At 66.3% G+C, this 16,953-nt stretch carries 14 protein-coding genes; 4 read left to right on the plus strand and 10 right to left on the minus strand.

Translation table 11 applies throughout. The features are described from left to right. Nucleotides 1–7 precede the first annotated feature (7 nt). Nucleotides 8–610, plus strand: coding sequence for a DUF3299 domain-containing protein (locus AC1PPK_RS17325; protein WP_481114255.1), 603 nt, complete (start codon nt 8–10; stop codon nt 608–610). A gap of 239 nt (nt 611–849) precedes the next feature. Here AC1PPK_RS17325 and AC1PPK_RS17330 read toward each other — a convergent pair whose 3' ends face one another. From AC1PPK_RS17330 to AC1PPK_RS17350, 5 genes are read right to left on the minus strand one after another with little or no spacing between them, the layout of a single operon-like run. Further along, a complete protein-coding gene (locus tag AC1PPK_RS17330; RefSeq protein ID WP_481114256.1) occupies nt 850–1,710 on the minus strand; it encodes an isocitrate lyase/PEP mutase family protein in 861 nt (286 codons plus the stop codon). A gap of 14 nt (nt 1,711–1,724) precedes the next feature. Beyond that, the gene (gene prpF / locus AC1PPK_RS17335) at nt 1,725–2,906 is read right to left on the minus strand and encodes a 2-methylaconitate cis-trans isomerase PrpF (RefSeq protein WP_481114257.1); all 1,182 of its coding nucleotides are present in this window, start codon (nt 2,904–2,906) and stop codon (nt 1,725–1,727) included. After that, on the minus strand, nt 2,906–5,539 hold the full coding sequence (gene acnD, locus AC1PPK_RS17340) for a Fe/S-dependent 2-methylisocitrate dehydratase AcnD (protein ID WP_481114258.1): 2,634 nt from the start codon (nt 5,537–5,539) through the stop codon (nt 2,906–2,908). The genes prpF and acnD overlap by 1 nt, the downstream gene beginning before the upstream one ends. 13 nt (nt 5,540–5,552) lie before the next feature. Continuing rightward, a complete protein-coding gene (gene prpC, locus AC1PPK_RS17345; protein WP_481114259.1) occupies nt 5,553–6,707 on the minus strand; it encodes a bifunctional 2-methylcitrate synthase/citrate synthase in 1,155 nt (384 codons plus the stop codon). 23 nt (nt 6,708–6,730) lie between these two features. After that, nucleotides 6,731–7,174: an acyl-CoA thioesterase gene (locus AC1PPK_RS17350; protein ID WP_481114260.1), complete on the minus strand. Its 444-nt coding sequence runs from the start codon at nt 7,172–7,174 to the stop codon at nt 6,731–6,733. Between the two features lie 160 nt (nt 7,175–7,334). Between AC1PPK_RS17350 and AC1PPK_RS17355 the strand changes: the two genes are divergently transcribed. Then, nucleotides 7,335–8,777: a short-chain fatty acyl-CoA regulator family protein gene (locus AC1PPK_RS17355; RefSeq protein ID WP_481114261.1), complete on the plus strand. Its 1,443-nt coding sequence runs from the start codon at nt 7,335–7,337 to the stop codon at nt 8,775–8,777. Nucleotides 8,778–8,780: 3 nt separating this feature from the next. Here the strand turns inward: AC1PPK_RS17355 and AC1PPK_RS17360 are convergent, their stop codons facing one another. From AC1PPK_RS17360 to pgl, 5 genes are all read right to left on the minus strand, one after another. Next, nucleotides 8,781–10,124 (minus strand): GAF domain-containing protein, encoded by a 1,344-nt coding sequence (locus tag AC1PPK_RS17360; protein ID WP_481114262.1) that lies wholly within the window; start codon nt 10,122–10,124, stop codon nt 8,781–8,783. Between the two features lie 79 nt (nt 10,125–10,203). After that, nucleotides 10,204–10,680: a hypothetical protein gene (locus AC1PPK_RS17365; protein ID WP_481114263.1), complete on the minus strand. Its 477-nt coding sequence runs from the start codon at nt 10,678–10,680 to the stop codon at nt 10,204–10,206. A 157-nt stretch (nt 10,681–10,837) separates the two neighbouring features. Further along, nucleotides 10,838–12,481, minus strand: a complete 1,644-nt coding sequence (pgi, locus tag AC1PPK_RS17370; RefSeq protein ID WP_481114264.1) for a glucose-6-phosphate isomerase — start codon at nt 12,479–12,481, stop codon at nt 10,838–10,840. Between the two features lie 7 nt (nt 12,482–12,488). Continuing rightward, on the minus strand, nt 12,489–13,388 hold the full coding sequence (gene hexR, locus AC1PPK_RS17375) for a transcriptional regulator HexR (RefSeq protein ID WP_481114265.1): 900 nt from the start codon (nt 13,386–13,388) through the stop codon (nt 12,489–12,491). Nucleotides 13,389–13,427: 39 nt separating this feature from the next. Next, nucleotides 13,428–14,189 carry a 6-phosphogluconolactonase gene (gene pgl / locus AC1PPK_RS17380; protein ID WP_481114266.1) on the minus strand — a complete coding sequence of 254 codons (762 nt, stop codon included), beginning with the start codon at nt 14,187–14,189 and terminating at the stop codon, nt 13,428–13,430. Nucleotides 14,190–14,444: 255 nt separating this feature from the next. On the opposite strand from pgl, the gene edd reads away from it, so the two are divergent. Together edd and eda are read left to right on the plus strand one after the other, a co-directional pair. Continuing rightward, nucleotides 14,445–16,280 carry a phosphogluconate dehydratase gene (edd, locus tag AC1PPK_RS17385; RefSeq protein ID WP_481114267.1) on the plus strand — a complete coding sequence of 612 codons (1,836 nt, stop codon included), beginning with the start codon at nt 14,445–14,447 and terminating at the stop codon, nt 16,278–16,280. Between the two features lie 24 nt (nt 16,281–16,304). Further along, complete coding sequence (eda, locus tag AC1PPK_RS17390; RefSeq protein ID WP_481114268.1) at nt 16,305–16,943, plus strand: bifunctional 4-hydroxy-2-oxoglutarate aldolase/2-dehydro-3-deoxy-phosphogluconate aldolase; 639 nt, start codon at nt 16,305–16,307, stop codon at nt 16,941–16,943. The last annotated feature ends 10 nt before the right edge of the window (nt 16,944–16,953 follow it).

Here is a 16,953-nt window from a genome sequence, read left to right on the forward strand (position 1 = left end):
CGAGCCCATGCACCATCCACTCATCGCGATCCTCCTGGTGCTGCTTCTTGCCCACGGTGACTGTGCCCGGGCGATCGAACCAAGTGCCGGATTCCAGGTGGGAGACCGCCTGCGCAGCACCGCTGCCGCCGGAGAAGTGGGCTACCGGGACATCACCTGGGATGAACTCCTGCCAAAAAACTGGAATCCGATGGCAGCCTTCAAGGGTATCGACTTCTCCAAGCTTCGAGACAATGATCCGCGCGCCACCGCCGCGCTCGAGAAGATCAAGGAAGCCTGGAACGACGCGCCCGTCGAGAAAGCCCTCAATGGCCAGCGCATTCGCCTGCCCGGCTTCGCGATTCCCCTGGAACGCAACGGAGAGTTGACCCGCGAATACCTTCTGGTGCCTTACTTTGGGGCTTGCATCCACGTGCCGCCGCCGCCCTCCAACCAGATGATCCACGTAATCGCCCGCAAACCTGTGCGCGGGCTCAACACAATGGACCCCGTCTGGGTCAGCGGCACGCTGCAAATCCACCGTGCCGATACGGGCATGGGTATGGCTGGCTACCGTCTGAGCAGCGAAATAACGATGCCATACAAAGGGACTCGACCCGCTGCTCGATAGTAGCCCGCGTCTAGGGGGAAACCATGGCTCGATGAGCTTCAGGAGTGCGGACAGCTCCAGGGGACTGTATTCCGTCACCGTGCAGTTGTTGGTCCGTCGATGTGCCACCGTGACGAGTCCATCTCTTGCCAGTACCTTGAGCGCTTCTTTGGGCGTAAAGGAGGGAGGTCTGCCTCCTATACGCTTCAGTCAGGCAGTGCGGCCGGGTACGGACAAGCGTCCCAAGAGCAAGCCGGCCATCAGGCGTAGCGTTTTTCGAGGGCATCCCACTCCGGCTTGCCCACCAGGCGCTGGCGCTCGGCGAAGGGCGTCACCAGCCCGCTGGACTCCTTGACCTCCTTCTCGTCACGCAGCACGGTCAGCGCCTTCTGCATGCCCATCAGCGCACCCTGCAGCGCCGCGTTGGCGTAGAGCACGATGCCGAAGCCCAACTGGCCCAGCTCGTCGGCATTGAAGATCGGGGTCTTGCCGCCGATGACCATGTTCATCAACTGGGGCGTAGCCAGGCGCTGCGGCAGGGCGCGGATTTCCTCGGCGGTAGTCACGGCCTCGACGAACAGGATGTCGGCGCCGGCCTCGGCGAACTTCTGCGCCCGCTCGACGGCCGCCTCGAAGCCCTGTACGGCGGCGGCATCGGTGCGGGCCATGATCAGGAAGTCCGGATCACGGCGGGCATCCGCCGCAGCCTTGATCTTGGCGACGGCCTCTTCGGTGGAGATGACGTCCTTACCGGCGAAATGCCCGCAGCGCTTGGGCGCCACCTGATCTTCGAGCTGGATGCAGTCGGCACCGGCGCGTTCGAGCGTGCGCACCGTGTGATAAACGTTGAGGGCATTGCCGAAGCCGGTGTCGGCATCGACCAGCAGCGGCACCTCGACCGCGTCGCGGATCCGCGCGGTGTGCTCGGCGATCTCGGAGAGACCCATGAAGCCCTGGTCAGGCATGCCGAACCACATGTTGGTGACACCGGCGCCGGTGACGTAGATGGCCTCGAAGCCGAGGTCGGCGATGACCCTCGCGGACAGCGCATTGAAGGCGCCGGGAACGATGACGCCGCGTCTGGCGGCGACCAGTGCTTTCAGTTTCTTGCGGGTGGACATGTCGAGTTCCTTGCTCAGAATGCATCGCCGGGCACGCGTACCCAGCCTTCCATCAGAATGCGGGCGCTGCGGCTCATGACTGCCTTGGTGACTGTCCATTGACCATCGACCAGTCGAGCCTCGGCGCCGACGCGCAGCGTGCCAGACGGGTGGCCGAAGCGGACGGCGTTGCGCTCACCGCCACCCGCCGCCAGATTGACCAGCGTGCCGGGAATCGCCGCCGCCGTGCCGATGGCTACCGCCGCGGTGCCCATCATCGCGTGGTGCAGCTTGCCCATCGACAGCGCCCGCACCAGCAGATCCACGTCGCCAGCCTTGACCGGTTTGCCGGATGCGGAGATGTAGTCCTTGGGAGGCGCCACAAAGGCGATCTTCGGGGTGTGCTGGCGCGTGGCGGCTTCCTCGGGGCGCGCGATGAGGCCCATCCGCAAGGCACCAGCAATGCGGATGGCTTCGAATCGGGCCAATGCCGCAAGGTCGGAATTGATCGCTTCGCGCAGTTCGGCACCGGTGTAGCCGATCTCCGCAGCATTGACGAAGACGGTCGGGATGCCGGCCGAAATCAGCGTTGCCTTGAGGGTGCCGACGCCCGGCACCTCCAGTTCGTCCACCAGGTTTCCGGTCGGGAACATCGCGCCGTCACCATCGTCGGATGGGTCCAGGAACTCCAGCACGATCCCGGCGGCCGGGAAGGTCACCCCGTCGAGTTCGAAGTCGCCGGTCTCCTGCACCTGGCCGTTGTTGACCGGGACATGGACGACGATGGTCTTCTGAATGTTGGCCTGCCAGATGCGCACGGCGCAGATACCGCTCTGCGGCAGACGCGAAGCATCCAAGTAACCCGCGTGGATCGCGAAGGCGCCGGCGGCGGTCGTCAGATTGCCGCAGTTGCCGCTCCAGTCCACGAAGTCCTTGTCGATGGCGACCTGGCCGTAAAGGTAGTCCACGTCGTGGTCCGGCTGCGTGCTCCGGGAAAGGATCACGCACTTGCTGGTGCTGGACGTGGCACCACCCATGCCGTCGATATGGGCAGCGTAGGGGTCGGGGCTACCGATGACGCGCTGGAACAACCGGTCGCGCGCCGCGCCGGGCACGCGGCAGCGCTCTGGCAGGTCTTCCAGGCGGAAGAACACACCCTTGCTGGTGCCGCCACGCATGTAGGTGGCGGGGATGCGGACTTGCAGAGCCGAGGTCATCAGCGATTCTCCTTTTCCGATGCCAGGAAGTCCTGGGCAAAACGTTGCAATACGCCGCCCGCTTCGTAGATCGACACGTCCTCGGCGGTATCCAGGCGGCAGGTGACCGGCACTTCGAGCGTCTCGCCGTTCCGGCGATGGATCACCAGCGTCAGCGTGCAACGGGGCGCACGTTCGCCGACCACGTCATAGGTCTCGGTGCCGTCGAGGGCCAGCGTGAGGCGCGTGGTGCCCAGCTGAAATTCCAGCGGCAGCACGCCCATGCCGACCAGGTTGGTGCGGTGGATACGCTCGAAGCCTTCGGCGACGATAGCTTCGACGCCGGCCAGACGCACGCCCTTGGCAGCCCAGTCGCGGGACGAGCCCTGGCCGTAGTCGGCGCCGGCGACAATGATCAGCGGCTGCAGGCGCAGCATGTAGGTCTCGATGGCCTCCCACATGCGCATCACCTGCCCTTCCGGCTCCACCCGCGCCAGTGAGCCCGGCCGCACGCTGCCATCGGCATTGCGCACCATCTCGTTGCGCAGCGTCGGATTGGCAAAAGTGGCGCGCTGGGCGGTCACGTGATCGCCCCGGTGGGTGGCGTAGGAGTTGAAGTCTTCCTCCGGCAGGCCCATCTTCGCAAGGTATTCGCCTGCCGCGGAGTCCGGCAGGATGGCGTTCGATGGCGACAGGTGGTCGGTTGTGATGTTGTCGGGCAACAAGGCCAGCGGACGCATGCCGGTCAGCGTGCGCTCGTCGGCCAGCACGCCTTCCCAGTACGGCGGACGGCGGATGTAGGTGGACTTCGGGCGCCAGTCGTAGAGCGGGCTGATCTTTTCTCCTGCCTCACAATGGACGGCGAACATCGGCTCGTAGATCTGGCGGAACTGCTCCGGCTTGACGCTGGCAGCGACGAGGGCGTCGATTTCTTCGTCGGACGGCCACAGATCCTTCAGGCGGATCTCCCGGCCATCGACGACGGCCAGCACATCCTGCTCGATGTCAAAGCGCACGGTGCCGGCCAGCGCGTAGGCGACGACGAGCGGCGGGGAAGCAAGGAAGGCCTGCCTGGCGTAGGGATGGATGCGTCCATCGAAATTGCGGTTGCCGGACAGCACGGCGGTCACATACAGGTCGCGGTCAATGATCTCCTGCTGGATCTTCGGATCGAGGGCGCCAGACATGCCGTTGCAGGTGGTGCAGGCGTAGGCGACGATGCCGAAACCGAGCTGCTCCAGCTCCGGCAGCAGGCCGGCCTCTTCCAGGTACAGCCTGGCGACCTTGGAGCCCGGTGCGAAGGAGGTCTTGACCCATGGCTTGCGGACAAGGCCCAGCGCATTGGCCTTCTTTGCCAGCAGCCCAGCCGCGACCACGTTGCGCGGATTGGACGTGTTGGTGCAACTGGTGATGGCCGCGATGATCACCGCACCGTCTGGCAGCAGGCCTTGCGCCTCTTTGGCCTTCGCGGCGGCCAATTTGTCGGCGTCGGCGATGCCACGCTCGTGCAGGGCCGATGTCGGCAGGCGTTTGTGCGGGTTGGACGGGCCGGCCATGTTGCGCACGACGGTGGACAGGTCGAAGACCAGCACGCGCTCGTATTCGGCGGTCGCCAGCGACTCGGCCCACAACCCAGTGGTCCGGGCGTAGTGCTCCACCAGCGCCACCTGCTCCGGCGCACGGCCGGTGAGCTTCAGGTAGTCGATGGTCTGCGGGTCGATGTAGAACATCGCCGCAGTCGCCCCATATTCCGGACACATGTTGGAGATGGTCGCACGGTCGCCGATGGACAGGCTGTCCGCGCCCTCGCCAAAGAACTCCACCCAGGCGCCGACGACCCGCTCCCTGCGCAGGAACTCGGTCAGCGCCAGCACGATGTCGGTGGCGGTGATGCCCGGCTGGCGCCGGCCGGTGAGCTTGACGCCGACGATGTCCGGCAGGCGCATCATCGAGGCGCGGCCGAGCATCACAGTTTCGGCCTCCAGGCCGCCGACGCCGATGGCGATGACGCCCAGCGCATCCACGTGCGGCGTGTGGCTGTCGGTGCCGACACAGGTGTCGGGGAAGGCGACTCCGCGGCCGTTTTCGTCATTTCTGACTTGGATGACCGGCGACATCTTCTCCAGGTTGATCTGATGCATGATGCCGTTGCCCGCCGGGATCACATCCACGTTCTCGAAGGCACGTCGGGTCCATTCGATGAAGTGGAAGCGGTCCTCGTTGCGCCGGTCCTCGATGGCGCGGTTCTTCGCGAAGGCGTCGGGGTCGAAACCGGCGTATTCCACGGCCAGCGAATGGTCGACGATGAGCTGCGTCGGCACCACCGGGTTCACCTTGGCGGGGTCACCACCCTGGTCGGCAATCGCGTCGCGCAGGCCGGCCAGATCCACCAGCGCGGTCTGGCCGAGGATGTCGTGGCAGACCACGCGGGCCGGATACCACGGGAAATCGAGGTCACGCCGGCGCTCGACAATCTGTGTCAGCGCGTCGGTGAGCAGCGCCGGATCACAGCGGCGCACCAGTTGCTCGGCCAGCACACGGGACACATAAGGCAGGCCTGCATAGGCGCCCGGCCGAATGGCATCGACCGCGGCCCGGGTGTCGAAGTAATCGACACTGCTACCCGGAAGAGGCTTGCGGAATTGGCTGTTCATGTTCACCTGCCCGTTACTGACGCTGTTCGATGGATACGAACATGCGGTCTTCCGGCCCGACATAGTTGGCGCTCGGGCGGATGATCTTGTTGTCGATGCGCTGCTCGATGATGTGTGCGGCCCAGCCGGAAGTGCGGGCAATCACGAAAAGCGGTGTGAACATCGCGGTGGGCACGCCCATCATGTGGTAGCTGACGGCGCTGAACCAGTCCAGGTTGGGAAACATCTGCTTCACATCCCACATCACTGCCTCCAGACGGGCCGCGATGTCGAACATTTTGGTGGAGCCGGCATCGACGGAAAGCTGGTGGGCGACGCCCTTGATGACCTGATTACGCGGGTCGGACACGGTATAGACCGGGTGGCCGAAGCCGATGACGACCTCCTTTGCCTCGACGCGGCGGCGGATGTCCGCCTCGGCCTCGTCCGGATTGTCGTAGCGCTTCTGGATCTCGAAGGCAACCTCGTTGGCTCCGCCATGCTTGGGCCCACGCAGCGCACCGATGGCGCCGGTGATGGCCGAGTACATGTCCGAGCCCGTCCCGGCGATGACGCGGCCGGTGAAGGTAGAGGCGTTGAATTCGTGCTCGGCGTAGAGGATCAGCGAGGTGTGCATTGCACGCTCCCACAGGGCCGATGGCTTGCGCCCGTGCAGCAGATGCAGGAAGTGGGCGCCGATGGAGTCGTCGTCAGTGTCCACGTCGATGCGTTTGCCGTTGGTGGACCAGTGGTACCAGTAGAGCAGCATCGAACCGAGGGACGCCATCAGGCGGTCGGCGATATCGCGGGCGCCGGGGATGTTGTGATCATCCTTTTCGGGCAGCGCACAGCCGAGCGCCGACACGCCTGTCCGCATGACATCCATCGGATGCGCCGAAGCCGGCAGGCATTCCAACGCCTCCTTCACGTTGGTCGGCAGGCCGCGCATGGACTTCAGCCGGGCCTTGTAGGCCTTGAGTTCGGCGGTCGTCGGCAGCTTGCCGTGCACCAGCAGGTGGGCCACCTCTTCGAATTCGCAGCGCTCCGCGATATCGAGGATGTCGTAACCGCGATAGTGCAGATCATTGCCGCTTTTGCCAACGGTGCACAGGGCCGTATTGCCGGCCGTCACGCCCGAGAGGGCAACCGACTTCTTGGGCTTGAAAGTGGATTCTTGCGTAGCGTTCATCCGAGTCTCCATTGCATTTGTGTTCACTGAATTCCAGAAAGCGCGTCTGGCGCCTCCCCCTCCACCAGAATGGCCCGAGGACGACCCGCGTCATCCACTGCCACCATTTCGAAGCGCCCGCGCAAAGCTGGAATTCGCTCGCCCCCCGGCAGGGTCTCGGCCACGCCTTCCACCTCCACGCTCATGGAGCTTCTCCCCACGCGCACAACCCGCCCGGTCAGTTCGAGCATCTGCCCCAGGCGAACCGGGGTATGAAACTCGACCCGTTCGGATGCGGCCATCACCACCGATCGCCGGGCAAAGCGCGTTGCGGTGACGAAGGCCGCCTTGCCGAGAATCCCCAACGCATTGCCACCGTAGAGGGTGCCGTAGTGGTTGGCTTGCTCAGGAAAGACCATTTCCACGAAGGTGGTGACCCAGCACCTGCCTTCCGGGATCTCGCCGGATTTTTCGTTCAGAGGATTCATACTGGCTTGCGTTCGACATAAGGTATTCGCAATATACGCACCTCAAGAAAGCTGTGAACCACTGAAAAAGTGAAGGATTGCGAATGAAATTCTGTACGTTTGCGAATCTTGAGAAGATTCATCGTGAGGCAACGAGCACGTATCGCCAGAGGAATTCAATATGAAGAAGACCTTCATGGGCATCCGCCTGCGACGCTTCCGGGAAGAGCGCAGCCTGACCCAGGTGGCGCTGGCGCGGGCGCTGGAGTTGTCCCCGAGCTACCTGAACCAGCTGGAACAGAACCAGCGCCCCCTCAGCGTGCCGGTGCTGCTCAAGTTGAATGCAGTCTTCGGCGTCGATGTGCAGCAGTTCTCCGAGGACGACGAAGCCCGCCTCATTGCGGATCTGCGCGAGGTGTTCCTGTCGGCTCCGGGAGACAGCCCGGTATCGACCGCGGAGATCCGCGAACTGGCCGCGAACATGCCAGCAGTGGCACGCACGCTGATTGCCCTGGAGCGCAGCCTGCGCGACCAGAGGGAGCGTGCAGAGGTGCTGGCCGCCCGCCTGGGTGATGACCGCAGCGGCATGGCAAGCCCGGCCCCCATGCCTTACGAGGAAGTGCGGGATTTCTTCTATGCGCGCCACAACCACATCGACGAACTCGACCGGTTGGCGGAGGCGATCTTCGAGTCCTGCGGCGATGGCTCGGATCTGGCCACCGGGCTGGCCCGGCGCCTTGAAGACATCCACGGCGTCCGGATCGCTTTCGACAGGGAGGATGCCGGCGTGCAGCGCAGCTACGATCCTGCCGCGCGGCTACTGCGTCTGTCCTCGCGCCTGGAACGGGGTCAGCAGGCCTTCCAGCTGGCCACCCAGCTCGCCTTTCTGGAAGCTGGCGACATCATCGACGGCATGGCCGCCTCGGGGCGCTTTGCGCTGGACGAATCGCGGGCCCTCGCGCGCATCGGGCTGGCCAGTTATTTCGCCGGCGCGCTGGTCCTGCCTTATGGCCGCTTTCTGGAGACGGCCGAAGCCCTGCACTACGACATCGGCCTGCTGGAGCAGCGCTTCGGTGTCGGCTTCGAGACGGTCTGCCACCGCCTGTCCACGCTGCAGCGGCCGGCCGCCCGTGGCGTGCCCTTCTTCTTCATCCGCGTCGACCGGGCCGGCAACATCTCCAAACGGCAGTCGGCCACCGACTTCCATTTCTCGCGCATCGGCGGCACCTGCCCCTTGTGGAACGTCTATGAAGCCTTCACGGTGCCCGGCCGCATCCTGACCCAGCTGGCCGCCATGCCCGACGGGCGCCGCTATCTGTGGATCGCCCGCAGCGTGGCGCGGGAAGCCGGCGCCTACGGCGCACCGGGCAAGACTTTCTCCATCGGCCTGGGCTGCGACCTGCGCCACGCCGACCGGCTGGTCTATTCCCGCGGCCTGGACCTCAGCAATCCGGACGTCGCAACGCCCATCGGCGCCGGTTGCAAGGTCTGCGAACGGCAGGACTGCCCGCAACGGGCCTTCCCGCCGATGGGTCGCAGCCTGTCCATCGATGCTGACCGACGCTACTTCGAACCCTACCGACATGGGGCGCGGGAGCATGCCGGGGCGGGCATGCCGGATTAGGTGTCAGTCTGTCACCAGTTCCAGCGGCCGATCCACCGTCAGCGCATAGCGCCCGCGCCCGCTCTTGGCCAGGTGGATGCCGGCGCTCCGCTCGTCCAGGCGCCGCTGCAGCAGCACCAGGCGCGCCTCCAGGTTGTCGCTGACGCCGGGCAGGCGGATGCGCGGGTCCACCCGCAGCCCCTTGTTGGTGAACTCCGTGCGGCCGCGCTCGACGAAATCCTGCAGCAAGGCCCACAGGATGGCCCCCGCCACGCCCTTGATGAGATAGTCATCATCGAGGAACACGCTGTCGTTGGCCCCGTAGTGGCGGACCAGCAGTGGCGGACCGGCCGGGACTGGCGGCGCAGCGTCGTATTCCTTCACCTCCTCCTCCACCTCCTCGGCTTGCTGGTGGTGCAGGATCGCCTGCCCGAGTTGGGCGGCGAAGGCCACCAGCGCATCCTCGTCGTCGTAGCCGAAGTGCAGGTCGGCAACGCTCTCCACGTACAGCACGCCGAGCACCCGCTCGCAGGCCAGGATGGGCACGGCCATCTGACTGCGAGCCTCCGGCAGCCCCGGCAGCGGAATCGCCGTCTCCAGCGTGTCCGCATAGCCTTCCGCGGCAATGCTGTCGCGCACCGTACGCCCGTAGGTGTACTCACTGGTCATGAAACCGATGCGGATCGGTGAGCGTTCCCGCGCGCTGATGCCGATCAGCCCGACGCCCATCGGGATCTCCGAGCCCACTCCGGACTCCGGATAACCCCGGCTGGCCAGCGTGTACAGCCGCCCGCGCCCCTCGTCGTGCATCAGCAACATCACGTGGCCGATGCCGAATTCCGACTGCAGACTGTCGAGGGCGGTCTCCAGCAGGCATTGCAGGTTGGCGCTGCCGGCCAGCTTCTGGGCGGCCCGGCGCAGCGCGGTGAGGTAATTGACCGGCGGTGGTGGCGGCGCCACCGTCGGCCCGACCGCCTGCTCGATGGACAGCACCCGGTAGATGTCAGAACCGAGCAGCTTGAACACCCCGCTCATGCCCGTGTGGGCGGCGATGCCGGCCAGCTTGGCCTTCATCTGCTCGAACAGCGGGCCAGCGGTTTCGGTGCGCAGAAACTGCAGCTCCGCCCGGTACTGGGCCCCCGTGAGGTGGCTGGTCAGCAGCAGGCGTACCGGCGAGCCGGCCAGCACGTTCTGCCGGGTGCGGTTGAAAAACTGATAGGACAGCGCGACATGCTCGTTGTCGATGAACTCCACCTGGGACAGATAGGCCAGGTTCGGCATGCCCTCGGCGTCGCAGGTGCCGATGTGGCCGGGGATGATCCCCTCCAGGCATTCGCGGATGGTTTCCAGGCGCACGTTCATGGTCATAGAACGACCCACCGGTCACTGCGTGACCACCTCCCCATTGAAGGATGAGCGCCTCCTTCGGGTGGCCGGGCGCAGGCGCTCATACAGCGCCTCCAACCGGTTCGCCGGCCTTCGGCCCGGGCGTCTGGGAAAACACCGCCGAAGCCGAGAAGACCACCGTCACCAGATCATCCACCGTGCAGGAAAACACCGTGCGCACTACCTGCTCCGCCATGCCGAGGGGTACGACCTCCAGTACGAACTCGTCGATATGGTGATTCACGATCGCCATATCGGCCGGATCGAAGGGCTGCACGACGGCGTCGGCGCCCTTCAGCTGGAAGGTGCGGTTGCTGCTCGGCAGGCTGAACACGCAGGCCACCTTCCCGGTGGCAGCGATGTTGTCGAGCAGCTCCAGGGACTGGGAGCGCTTGACGAAGACCGCCATCCTGCGTCCCCCATCGAGCACCTTGCAGCCCATGCCGCGGCTCATGCAAGCCAGCCGTACCGCATTGCACGCGGCCAGGCTGATGCTGACGCCGGTCTGCAGGAAAGCCTGGGTATCACAGTCGAGCATCGGTCATCGTGGAGGAATAAATGTCACCGCCACTATAGGCAGGCATTACCCAGAATGACATGAAGGAATACCAGCACCCGTGAGGAGCGTGCCGCAGAAGCGCCCGCTGCAAATGTGCGGCGCACAAAAGCCGCGGCCGGTGCGGCGGCCTTGCACCTCAGGCCTTCAGCGACGCCCTCACCCGCCCGATCAGTTCCCGCGTGGATGCGTCGTGGCTGCCCAGGCTGTCGCCGCGCAGCTCGGCGACGATGTCCACCGCCAGCCGCTTGCCCAGCTCCACGCCCCACTGGTCGAAGGAGTTGATGTTCCAGATCACCCCCTGCACGAAGACCTTGTGCTCATAAAGCGCAATCAACGCACCGAGGGAGTGCGGCGACAGGTCGGGCAGCAGCAGCGTATTACTCGGCCGGTTGCCGGGGAAGACCTTATGCGGCACCAGCTCCTCCAACTCGTCGCCGGCCATGCCGGCAGCGCTGAGCTCGGCGCGCACCTCGTCGGCACTTTTCCCGCGCATCAGCGCCTCACTCTGGGCCAGGCAGTTGGCGAGCAGCAGCAGCTGGTGGTCGTCGAGGGCATGGTCGGCCTTCAGCGGCGCGATGAAATCCACCGGTATCACATCCGTGCCCTGGTGCAGCAGCTGGAAGAAGGCGTGCTGGCCATTGGTGCCCACCTCGCCCCAGATCACCGGGCCGGTGGCGCCGGACACCGGGCGGCCGTCGCGGGTCACCGACTTGCCGTTGCTCTCCATGTCCAGCTGCTGCAGGTAGGCCGGAAAGCGGTTGAGGCGGTGCGCATAGGGCGCGATGCAATGGCTGCCAGCGTTGAAGAACTGCCTGTACCACACCCCCAGCATGCCGAGGATCACCGGCATGCTGCGCTCCAGCGGCGCCGACGCGAAGTGCTCGTCCATCTCCCGCGCCCCGTCCAGCAGTGCGGCGAAGGCCAGCATGCCGATGTACAGCGCGATGGACAGGCCCACCGCCGACCACAGGGAATAGCGCCCGCCGACCCAGTCCCAGAAGCCGAACATGTGCTCCGGGTCGATACCGAACTCGGCCACCCGGCGGGCATCCGTGGACACCGCCACGAAGTGCCGCGCGATGTCTTCCTGCTCGCCGCCATTCTCCAGGAACCAGCTCCGCGCGCTGGTGGCGTTGCGCAGGGTTTCCTGGGTCGTGAAGGTCTTGGACACCACGACGAACAGTGTCGTCTCCGGATTGACGCGGTTCAGCACATCGGCCAGCGGCGCTCCATCCACGTTGGACACGAAATGCATCGACAGACGCTGGTGGCCGATCGGCCGCAGGGCTTCGCAGACCATCTGCGGGCCGAGGTCGGAGCCGCCGATGCCGATGTTCACGATGTCGGTGATCGGCTGGCCGCGGTAACCCTTCCAGCTGCCGCCGCGCACCCGGTCGGTGAAGCGGCGCATCTGATCGAGCACGTTGCGCACGCCGGGCACCACGTTCTCGCCACCGACCAGAATGGTCTCGTCGCTGCGGGCGCGCAGCGCCCGGTGCAGTACCGCCCGGTGCTCGGTGATGTTCACCGGCGCACCGGAGAACATCTCGTCGCGGGCCTCCTCCAGCCCGCGGGCGCGAGCCAGGGCCATCAGCGCCTCCATCGTGGCGGCGGTGACGCGGTTCTTCGAGTAGTCGAGGAACACCCCGGCGGCCTCGACGGAGAAGCGCGCGGCCCGCGCCGGATCGTCGGCGAACAGGCGGCGCAGGTGGGCGCTCTGGAGTTCTTCCCGGTGGGCCTGCAGGGCAAGCCATTCCCGGCTGGTGGTCAGCGTGTTCATGTCGGCCTCAATATCCTCGAATGCGTTTGTCGCGAAGGGTCTGCTTGGTTCTTTCCAGGCGCTTCACCAGTTCCGGCCCGGCCACCAGGGCCACGCCGACGGCGAGCACGTCGATGATCGCCAGGTGGGCGATGCGCGAAGTCATCGGCGAATAGACATCCGGGTCCTCCGGCACGTCGGCGGCCAGGGTCACGCTGGCGGCGCGGGCCAGCGGCGACCCGCTGGCGGTGATCGCCACCACCTCGGCACCGGCGTCGCGGGCCAGCTCCACGCTGCGGATCAGGTCCGTCGTGCGCCCGCTGGCGGAGATCGCCACCACCGCATCGCCGGCCCGCAGTAGCGTCGCCGCCATGCCCTGGATGTGCGGATCGCCATAGGCCACGCTGGGCGTGCCGTAGCGGAAGAACTTGTGCTGCGCGTCCTGGGCCACGATGCCCGAATTGCCGATGCCGTAGAACTCGATGCGGCGGGCCTCGGCCAGGATGTCCACCGCCCGCGCCACGCGCGCCGGGTCCAGGTGGTTACGCACGTTGAGCAAAGCGCCGATGCTGCGGTCGAAGACCTTGAGCACCGCCTGGTTGAGGCTGTCTTCCGGCCCCACGTCGCGGTGCACGAAGGGGGTGCCGCTGGCCATGCTCTGGGCCAGGCGCAGCTTGAATTCCTTGAAGCCGGAGAAGCCCAGCGCGTTGGCGAAGCGCGCCACCGTCGGCTGGCTCACGCCGACCCGGTAGGCCAGCTCGGCGATGGAGATGTTGAGCACCTCGCTGGGCTGCTCCAGCACGAAGTCGGCCACCGCGCTCTCGGACTTGCGCAACTCGCCTTTCATCGCGCCGATGCGCGTCAGCAGCGAGGCGCCGCCCGCCGGCTCGGCGAGGGCTTCGCGGCGGTCGTTCTCAGGGGAATCCATGGACGCCATACTTGTTTTCACCTTGTCTTCACTCTCGGATCAGGCGCAGAAGAACAGCTCCGGCACCACCTTGCGCTGCTGCAGCACCGCGGCAATGGGCAGCAGCAGCGGATCGCCCTGGATCGCCGCGCGCTCCAGCACCTCCCGCTTCTTCGCGCCGCCGGCCTGCACGAACAGGCGCTGCGTATCGAGCAGCCCAGCCAGCGTCAGCGTGATGCGCGCATGGGGCGCCACCGGCGGATGGATGCAGGCCAACCTGGCAGTACCCGCCATGTCCAGTGCCTCGGCCAGGCCCGCCGCATCCGGGAACAGGCTGGCCGTGTGGCCGTCCTCGCCCATCCCCAGCACCACCGCGTCGAAGGGTTGCGGCAATTCTGCGCGCAGCGCCAGCGCCGCCGCCACACCGGCTTCGGGCGACGGAGCCAACGTCTTCAGCGGCACGAAACGCGCCGCCGCGGCACGCCCCTGCAACAGGTGGCGGCGCACCAGCGCCTCGTTGCTGTCGGCGCTGTCCGGCGCCACCCAGCGTTCGTCCACCAGCGTCACCACGGCCCGCGACCAGTCCAGCGTCTCCGCCGACAAGGCTTCAAGGAAGGGAATCGGGCTGCGCCCGCCGGACACAGCCAGCGACGCGGACCCGCGCCGGGCCAGTCCGCTGCGCAGCGCGTCGGCCACCGCCGCGGCCAGCGCGCAGGCCATCGCCACATCGGCATCGAACAGGCTCTGGCGGACAAAGCCCGGCAAGGCCAGCGGTGAAATCGTCTCGTTCATTGCATGAATACCCAGGAGGAAGCCGATCATGGCTATAAATGTACTTTTGTTACACAGCATTAAAGCGGTAGCTTTGTAGAAAGTCAACACGAAAAACTACACGCCAAAAATTTTCAACCGCCTCAATATCTACTGTTTTTATTGGTATTTATACAAAATTTCAGCAAGCCCACCGATGTAGACAAACAAAAATCTCAAAAGCTTTCTTGTATTTCTTTTTGGAGTAATGCTACATTTATTTCAACAAACTACACAGAACAGGCCTCAACAGGCCAAGGAGACATGATGAACATCCATCCCGTCCTCGCCCGCGTCACCGAGCGCATCCAGCAGCGCAGCACCGCCACCCGCCAGGCCTACCTGGAACGCACCCGCAATGCCCGCCAATCCGGCACGGTGCGTGGCCATGCCTCGTGCACCAACCTCGCCCACGCCTTTGCCGCCGCGCCGACCAACGACAAGCTGGTGCTGCGCGAGATCCGCCAACCCAACCTGGCCATCGTCTCCGCCTATAACGACATGCTGTCCGCCCACCAGCCGCTGGAGCGCTTTCCGGCGCTGATCAAGGAAGCGGCACGGGCGGCCGGCGCGGTAGCCCAGTTCGCCGGCGGCGTGCCGGCCATGTGCGACGGCGTCACCCAGGGCCAGCCGGGCATGGAGCTGTCCCTGTTCTCCCGCGACGTGATCGCCATGGCCACCGCCGTGGCCCTGTCCCACAACGTCTTCGACGGCGGCCTGTACCTGGGCGTGTGCGACAAGATCGTGCCGGGCCTGGTCATCGGTGCGCTGCAGTTCGGCCACCTGCCGGCCGTCTTCGTGCCCGCCGGGCCGATGACGAGCGGCCTGTCCAACGACGAGAAGGCCAAGATCCGCCAGCTCCACGCCCAGGGCAAACTCGACCGCGAAGCGCTGCTCGAAGCCGAGATGAAGGCCTACCACGGCCCCGGCACCTGCACCTTCTACGGCACCGCCAACAGCAACCAGATGCTGATGGAAGTGCTTGGCCTGCACCTGCCCGGCACTGCCTTCGTCACCCCCAACACGCCGCTGCGCGATGCGCTGACCCGCGCCGCCGCCGAACGTGCCGCCCGCATCACCACCGCCGGCCCCGAGTACACGCCGATGGCCGAGGTGGTGGACGAGAAGGCCATCGCCAACGCCATCGTCGGCCTTCTCGCCACCGGCGGCTCCACCAACCACACCATCCACCTGGTGGCCATGGCCTGGGCGGCCGGCATCCTCATCGACTGGGACGACTTCAACGCCCTGTCCGACGTGGTGCCCCTGCTGGCGCGCATCTACCCCAACGGCAGCGCCGACGTGAATCACTTCCACGCCGCCGGCGGCATGGGCTTCCTGATCCGCGAACTGCTTGGCCTCGGCCTGCTCCACGAGGACGTGAAGACCGTCGCCGGCCAGGGCCTGGCCCACTACACCCGCGAGCCCTTCCTCGACGGCGACCGGCTGGTATGGCGCGACGCCCCGGCCCGCAGCCTCGATACCGACGTGCTGCGCAGCGGCGGCGAACCTTTCAGCGCCGACGGCGGCCTGAAGCTCCTCACCGGCAACCTGGGCCGCGCAGTGATCAAGGTGTCGGCCGTCAAACCCGCCAATCGCATCGTCGAGGCGCCGGCCATCATCTTCGGCAGCCAGGACGACATGCTCGCCGCCTTCTCGCGCGGCGAACTGCACCGGGACTTCGTCGCCGTGGTGCGTTTCCAGGGCCCCCGGGCCAATGGCATGCCCGAGCTGCACAAGCTCACGCCCGCCCTCGGCGTGCTGCAGGATGAAGGCTTCAAGGTGGCGCTGGTCACCGACGGTCGCATGTCCGGCGCATCCGGCAAGGTGCCGGCTGCCATCCACGTCACGCCGGAATGCGTGGCCGGCGGCCCCCTCGGCCGCGTGCGCGACGGTGACCTGATCCGCCTCGACGCCGAAGCCGGCGTGCTGGAAGCCCTCGTCAGCCCCGTCGAATGGGATGCCCGCGTGGGCGCCGGCGCCGACCTGTCCGCCAACCAGCACGGCATCGGCCGTGACCTGTTCGTGAATGCCCGCGCCCACGCCACCGGCGCCGAGCAAGGCTGCATCACCTTCGCCCCCTACCCCAACGCCGCCGCCTGAGCCGGCCCCGCAGAGAGAACCATCATGCAGACCCGAGAAATCCTCGCCGCCAGCCCGGTCATGCCGGTCATCGTCATCGACGAACTGGCCTCCGCCGTCCCCCTCGCCCGCGCCCTCGTCGCCGGCGGCATCCGGGTGCTGGAAGTCACGCTGCGCACCGCCGCAGCGCTGGACAGCATTCGCGCCATCGTCGCCGAGGTGCCGGAAGCCCTGGTCGGCGTCGGCACCATCGTCAGCCCCGCCGATCTCGACGCGGCCCGCGCTGCCGGTGCCCGCTTCGGCGTCAGCCCCGGCGCCAATGCTGAGCTGCTGGCCGCCGCGCGGGACAGCGACCTGCCCTTCCTGCCCGGCGTGATGACCCCCTCCGACGTCATCGCCGCCATCGCCGCCGGCTTCGACACCCTCAAGCTGTTCCCGGCCAAACAGGCCGGCGGCGTCGGCATGCTCAAGGCCCTCGGCGGTCCCTTCCCGCAACTGCGCTTCTGCCCCACCGGCGGCATCGATCTGGCCAGCGCGCCGGAATTCCTCGCCCTGCCCAACGTGGCCTGCGTCGGCGGCTCCTGGCTGACGCCTGTCGACAAGGTCAAGGCCGGCGACTGGGCCGCCATCACCCATCTGGCCGCCGAAGCCGCCGCGCTGCGCCGCCCGGCCCACGCCGCCTGAGCCCACGGCC

This window comes from Zoogloea sp. JDB1, from assembly GCF_056724025.1.

Excerpts from the sequence above, each read along its gene's own strand:
- AC1PPK_RS17325 (WP_481114255.1), top strand. The coding sequence starts at position 8 with ATGCACCATCCACTCATCGCGATCCTCCTGGTGCTGCTTCTTGCCCAC.
- AC1PPK_RS17330 (WP_481114256.1), bottom strand. The coding sequence starts at position 1,710 with ATGTCCACCCGCAAGAAACTGAAAGCACTGGTCGCCGCCAGACGCGGC.
- prpF (WP_481114257.1), bottom strand. The coding sequence starts at position 2,906 with ATGACCTCGGCTCTGCAAGTCCGCATCCCCGCCACCTACATGCGTGGC.
- acnD (WP_481114258.1), bottom strand. The coding sequence starts at position 5,539 with ATGAACAGCCAATTCCGCAAGCCTCTTCCGGGTAGCAGTGTCGATTAC.
- prpC (WP_481114259.1), bottom strand. The coding sequence starts at position 6,707 with ATGAACGCTACGCAAGAATCCACTTTCAAGCCCAAGAAGTCGGTTGCC.
- AC1PPK_RS17350 (WP_481114260.1), bottom strand. The coding sequence starts at position 7,174 with ATGAATCCTCTGAACGAAAAATCCGGCGAGATCCCGGAAGGCAGGTGC.
- AC1PPK_RS17355 (WP_481114261.1), top strand. The coding sequence starts at position 7,335 with ATGAAGAAGACCTTCATGGGCATCCGCCTGCGACGCTTCCGGGAAGAG.
- AC1PPK_RS17360 (WP_481114262.1), bottom strand. The coding sequence starts at position 10,124 with ATGACCATGAACGTGCGCCTGGAAACCATCCGCGAATGCCTGGAGGGG.
- AC1PPK_RS17365 (WP_481114263.1), bottom strand. The coding sequence starts at position 10,680 with ATGCTCGACTGTGATACCCAGGCTTTCCTGCAGACCGGCGTCAGCATC.
- pgi (WP_481114264.1), bottom strand. The coding sequence starts at position 12,481 with ATGAACACGCTGACCACCAGCCGGGAATGGCTTGCCCTGCAGGCCCAC.
- hexR (WP_481114265.1), bottom strand. The coding sequence starts at position 13,388 with ATGGATTCCCCTGAGAACGACCGCCGCGAAGCCCTCGCCGAGCCGGCG.
- pgl (WP_481114266.1), bottom strand. The coding sequence starts at position 14,189 with ATGATCGGCTTCCTCCTGGGTATTCATGCAATGAACGAGACGATTTCA.
- edd (WP_481114267.1), top strand. The coding sequence starts at position 14,445 with ATGAACATCCATCCCGTCCTCGCCCGCGTCACCGAGCGCATCCAGCAG.
- eda (WP_481114268.1), top strand. The coding sequence starts at position 16,305 with ATGCAGACCCGAGAAATCCTCGCCGCCAGCCCGGTCATGCCGGTCATC.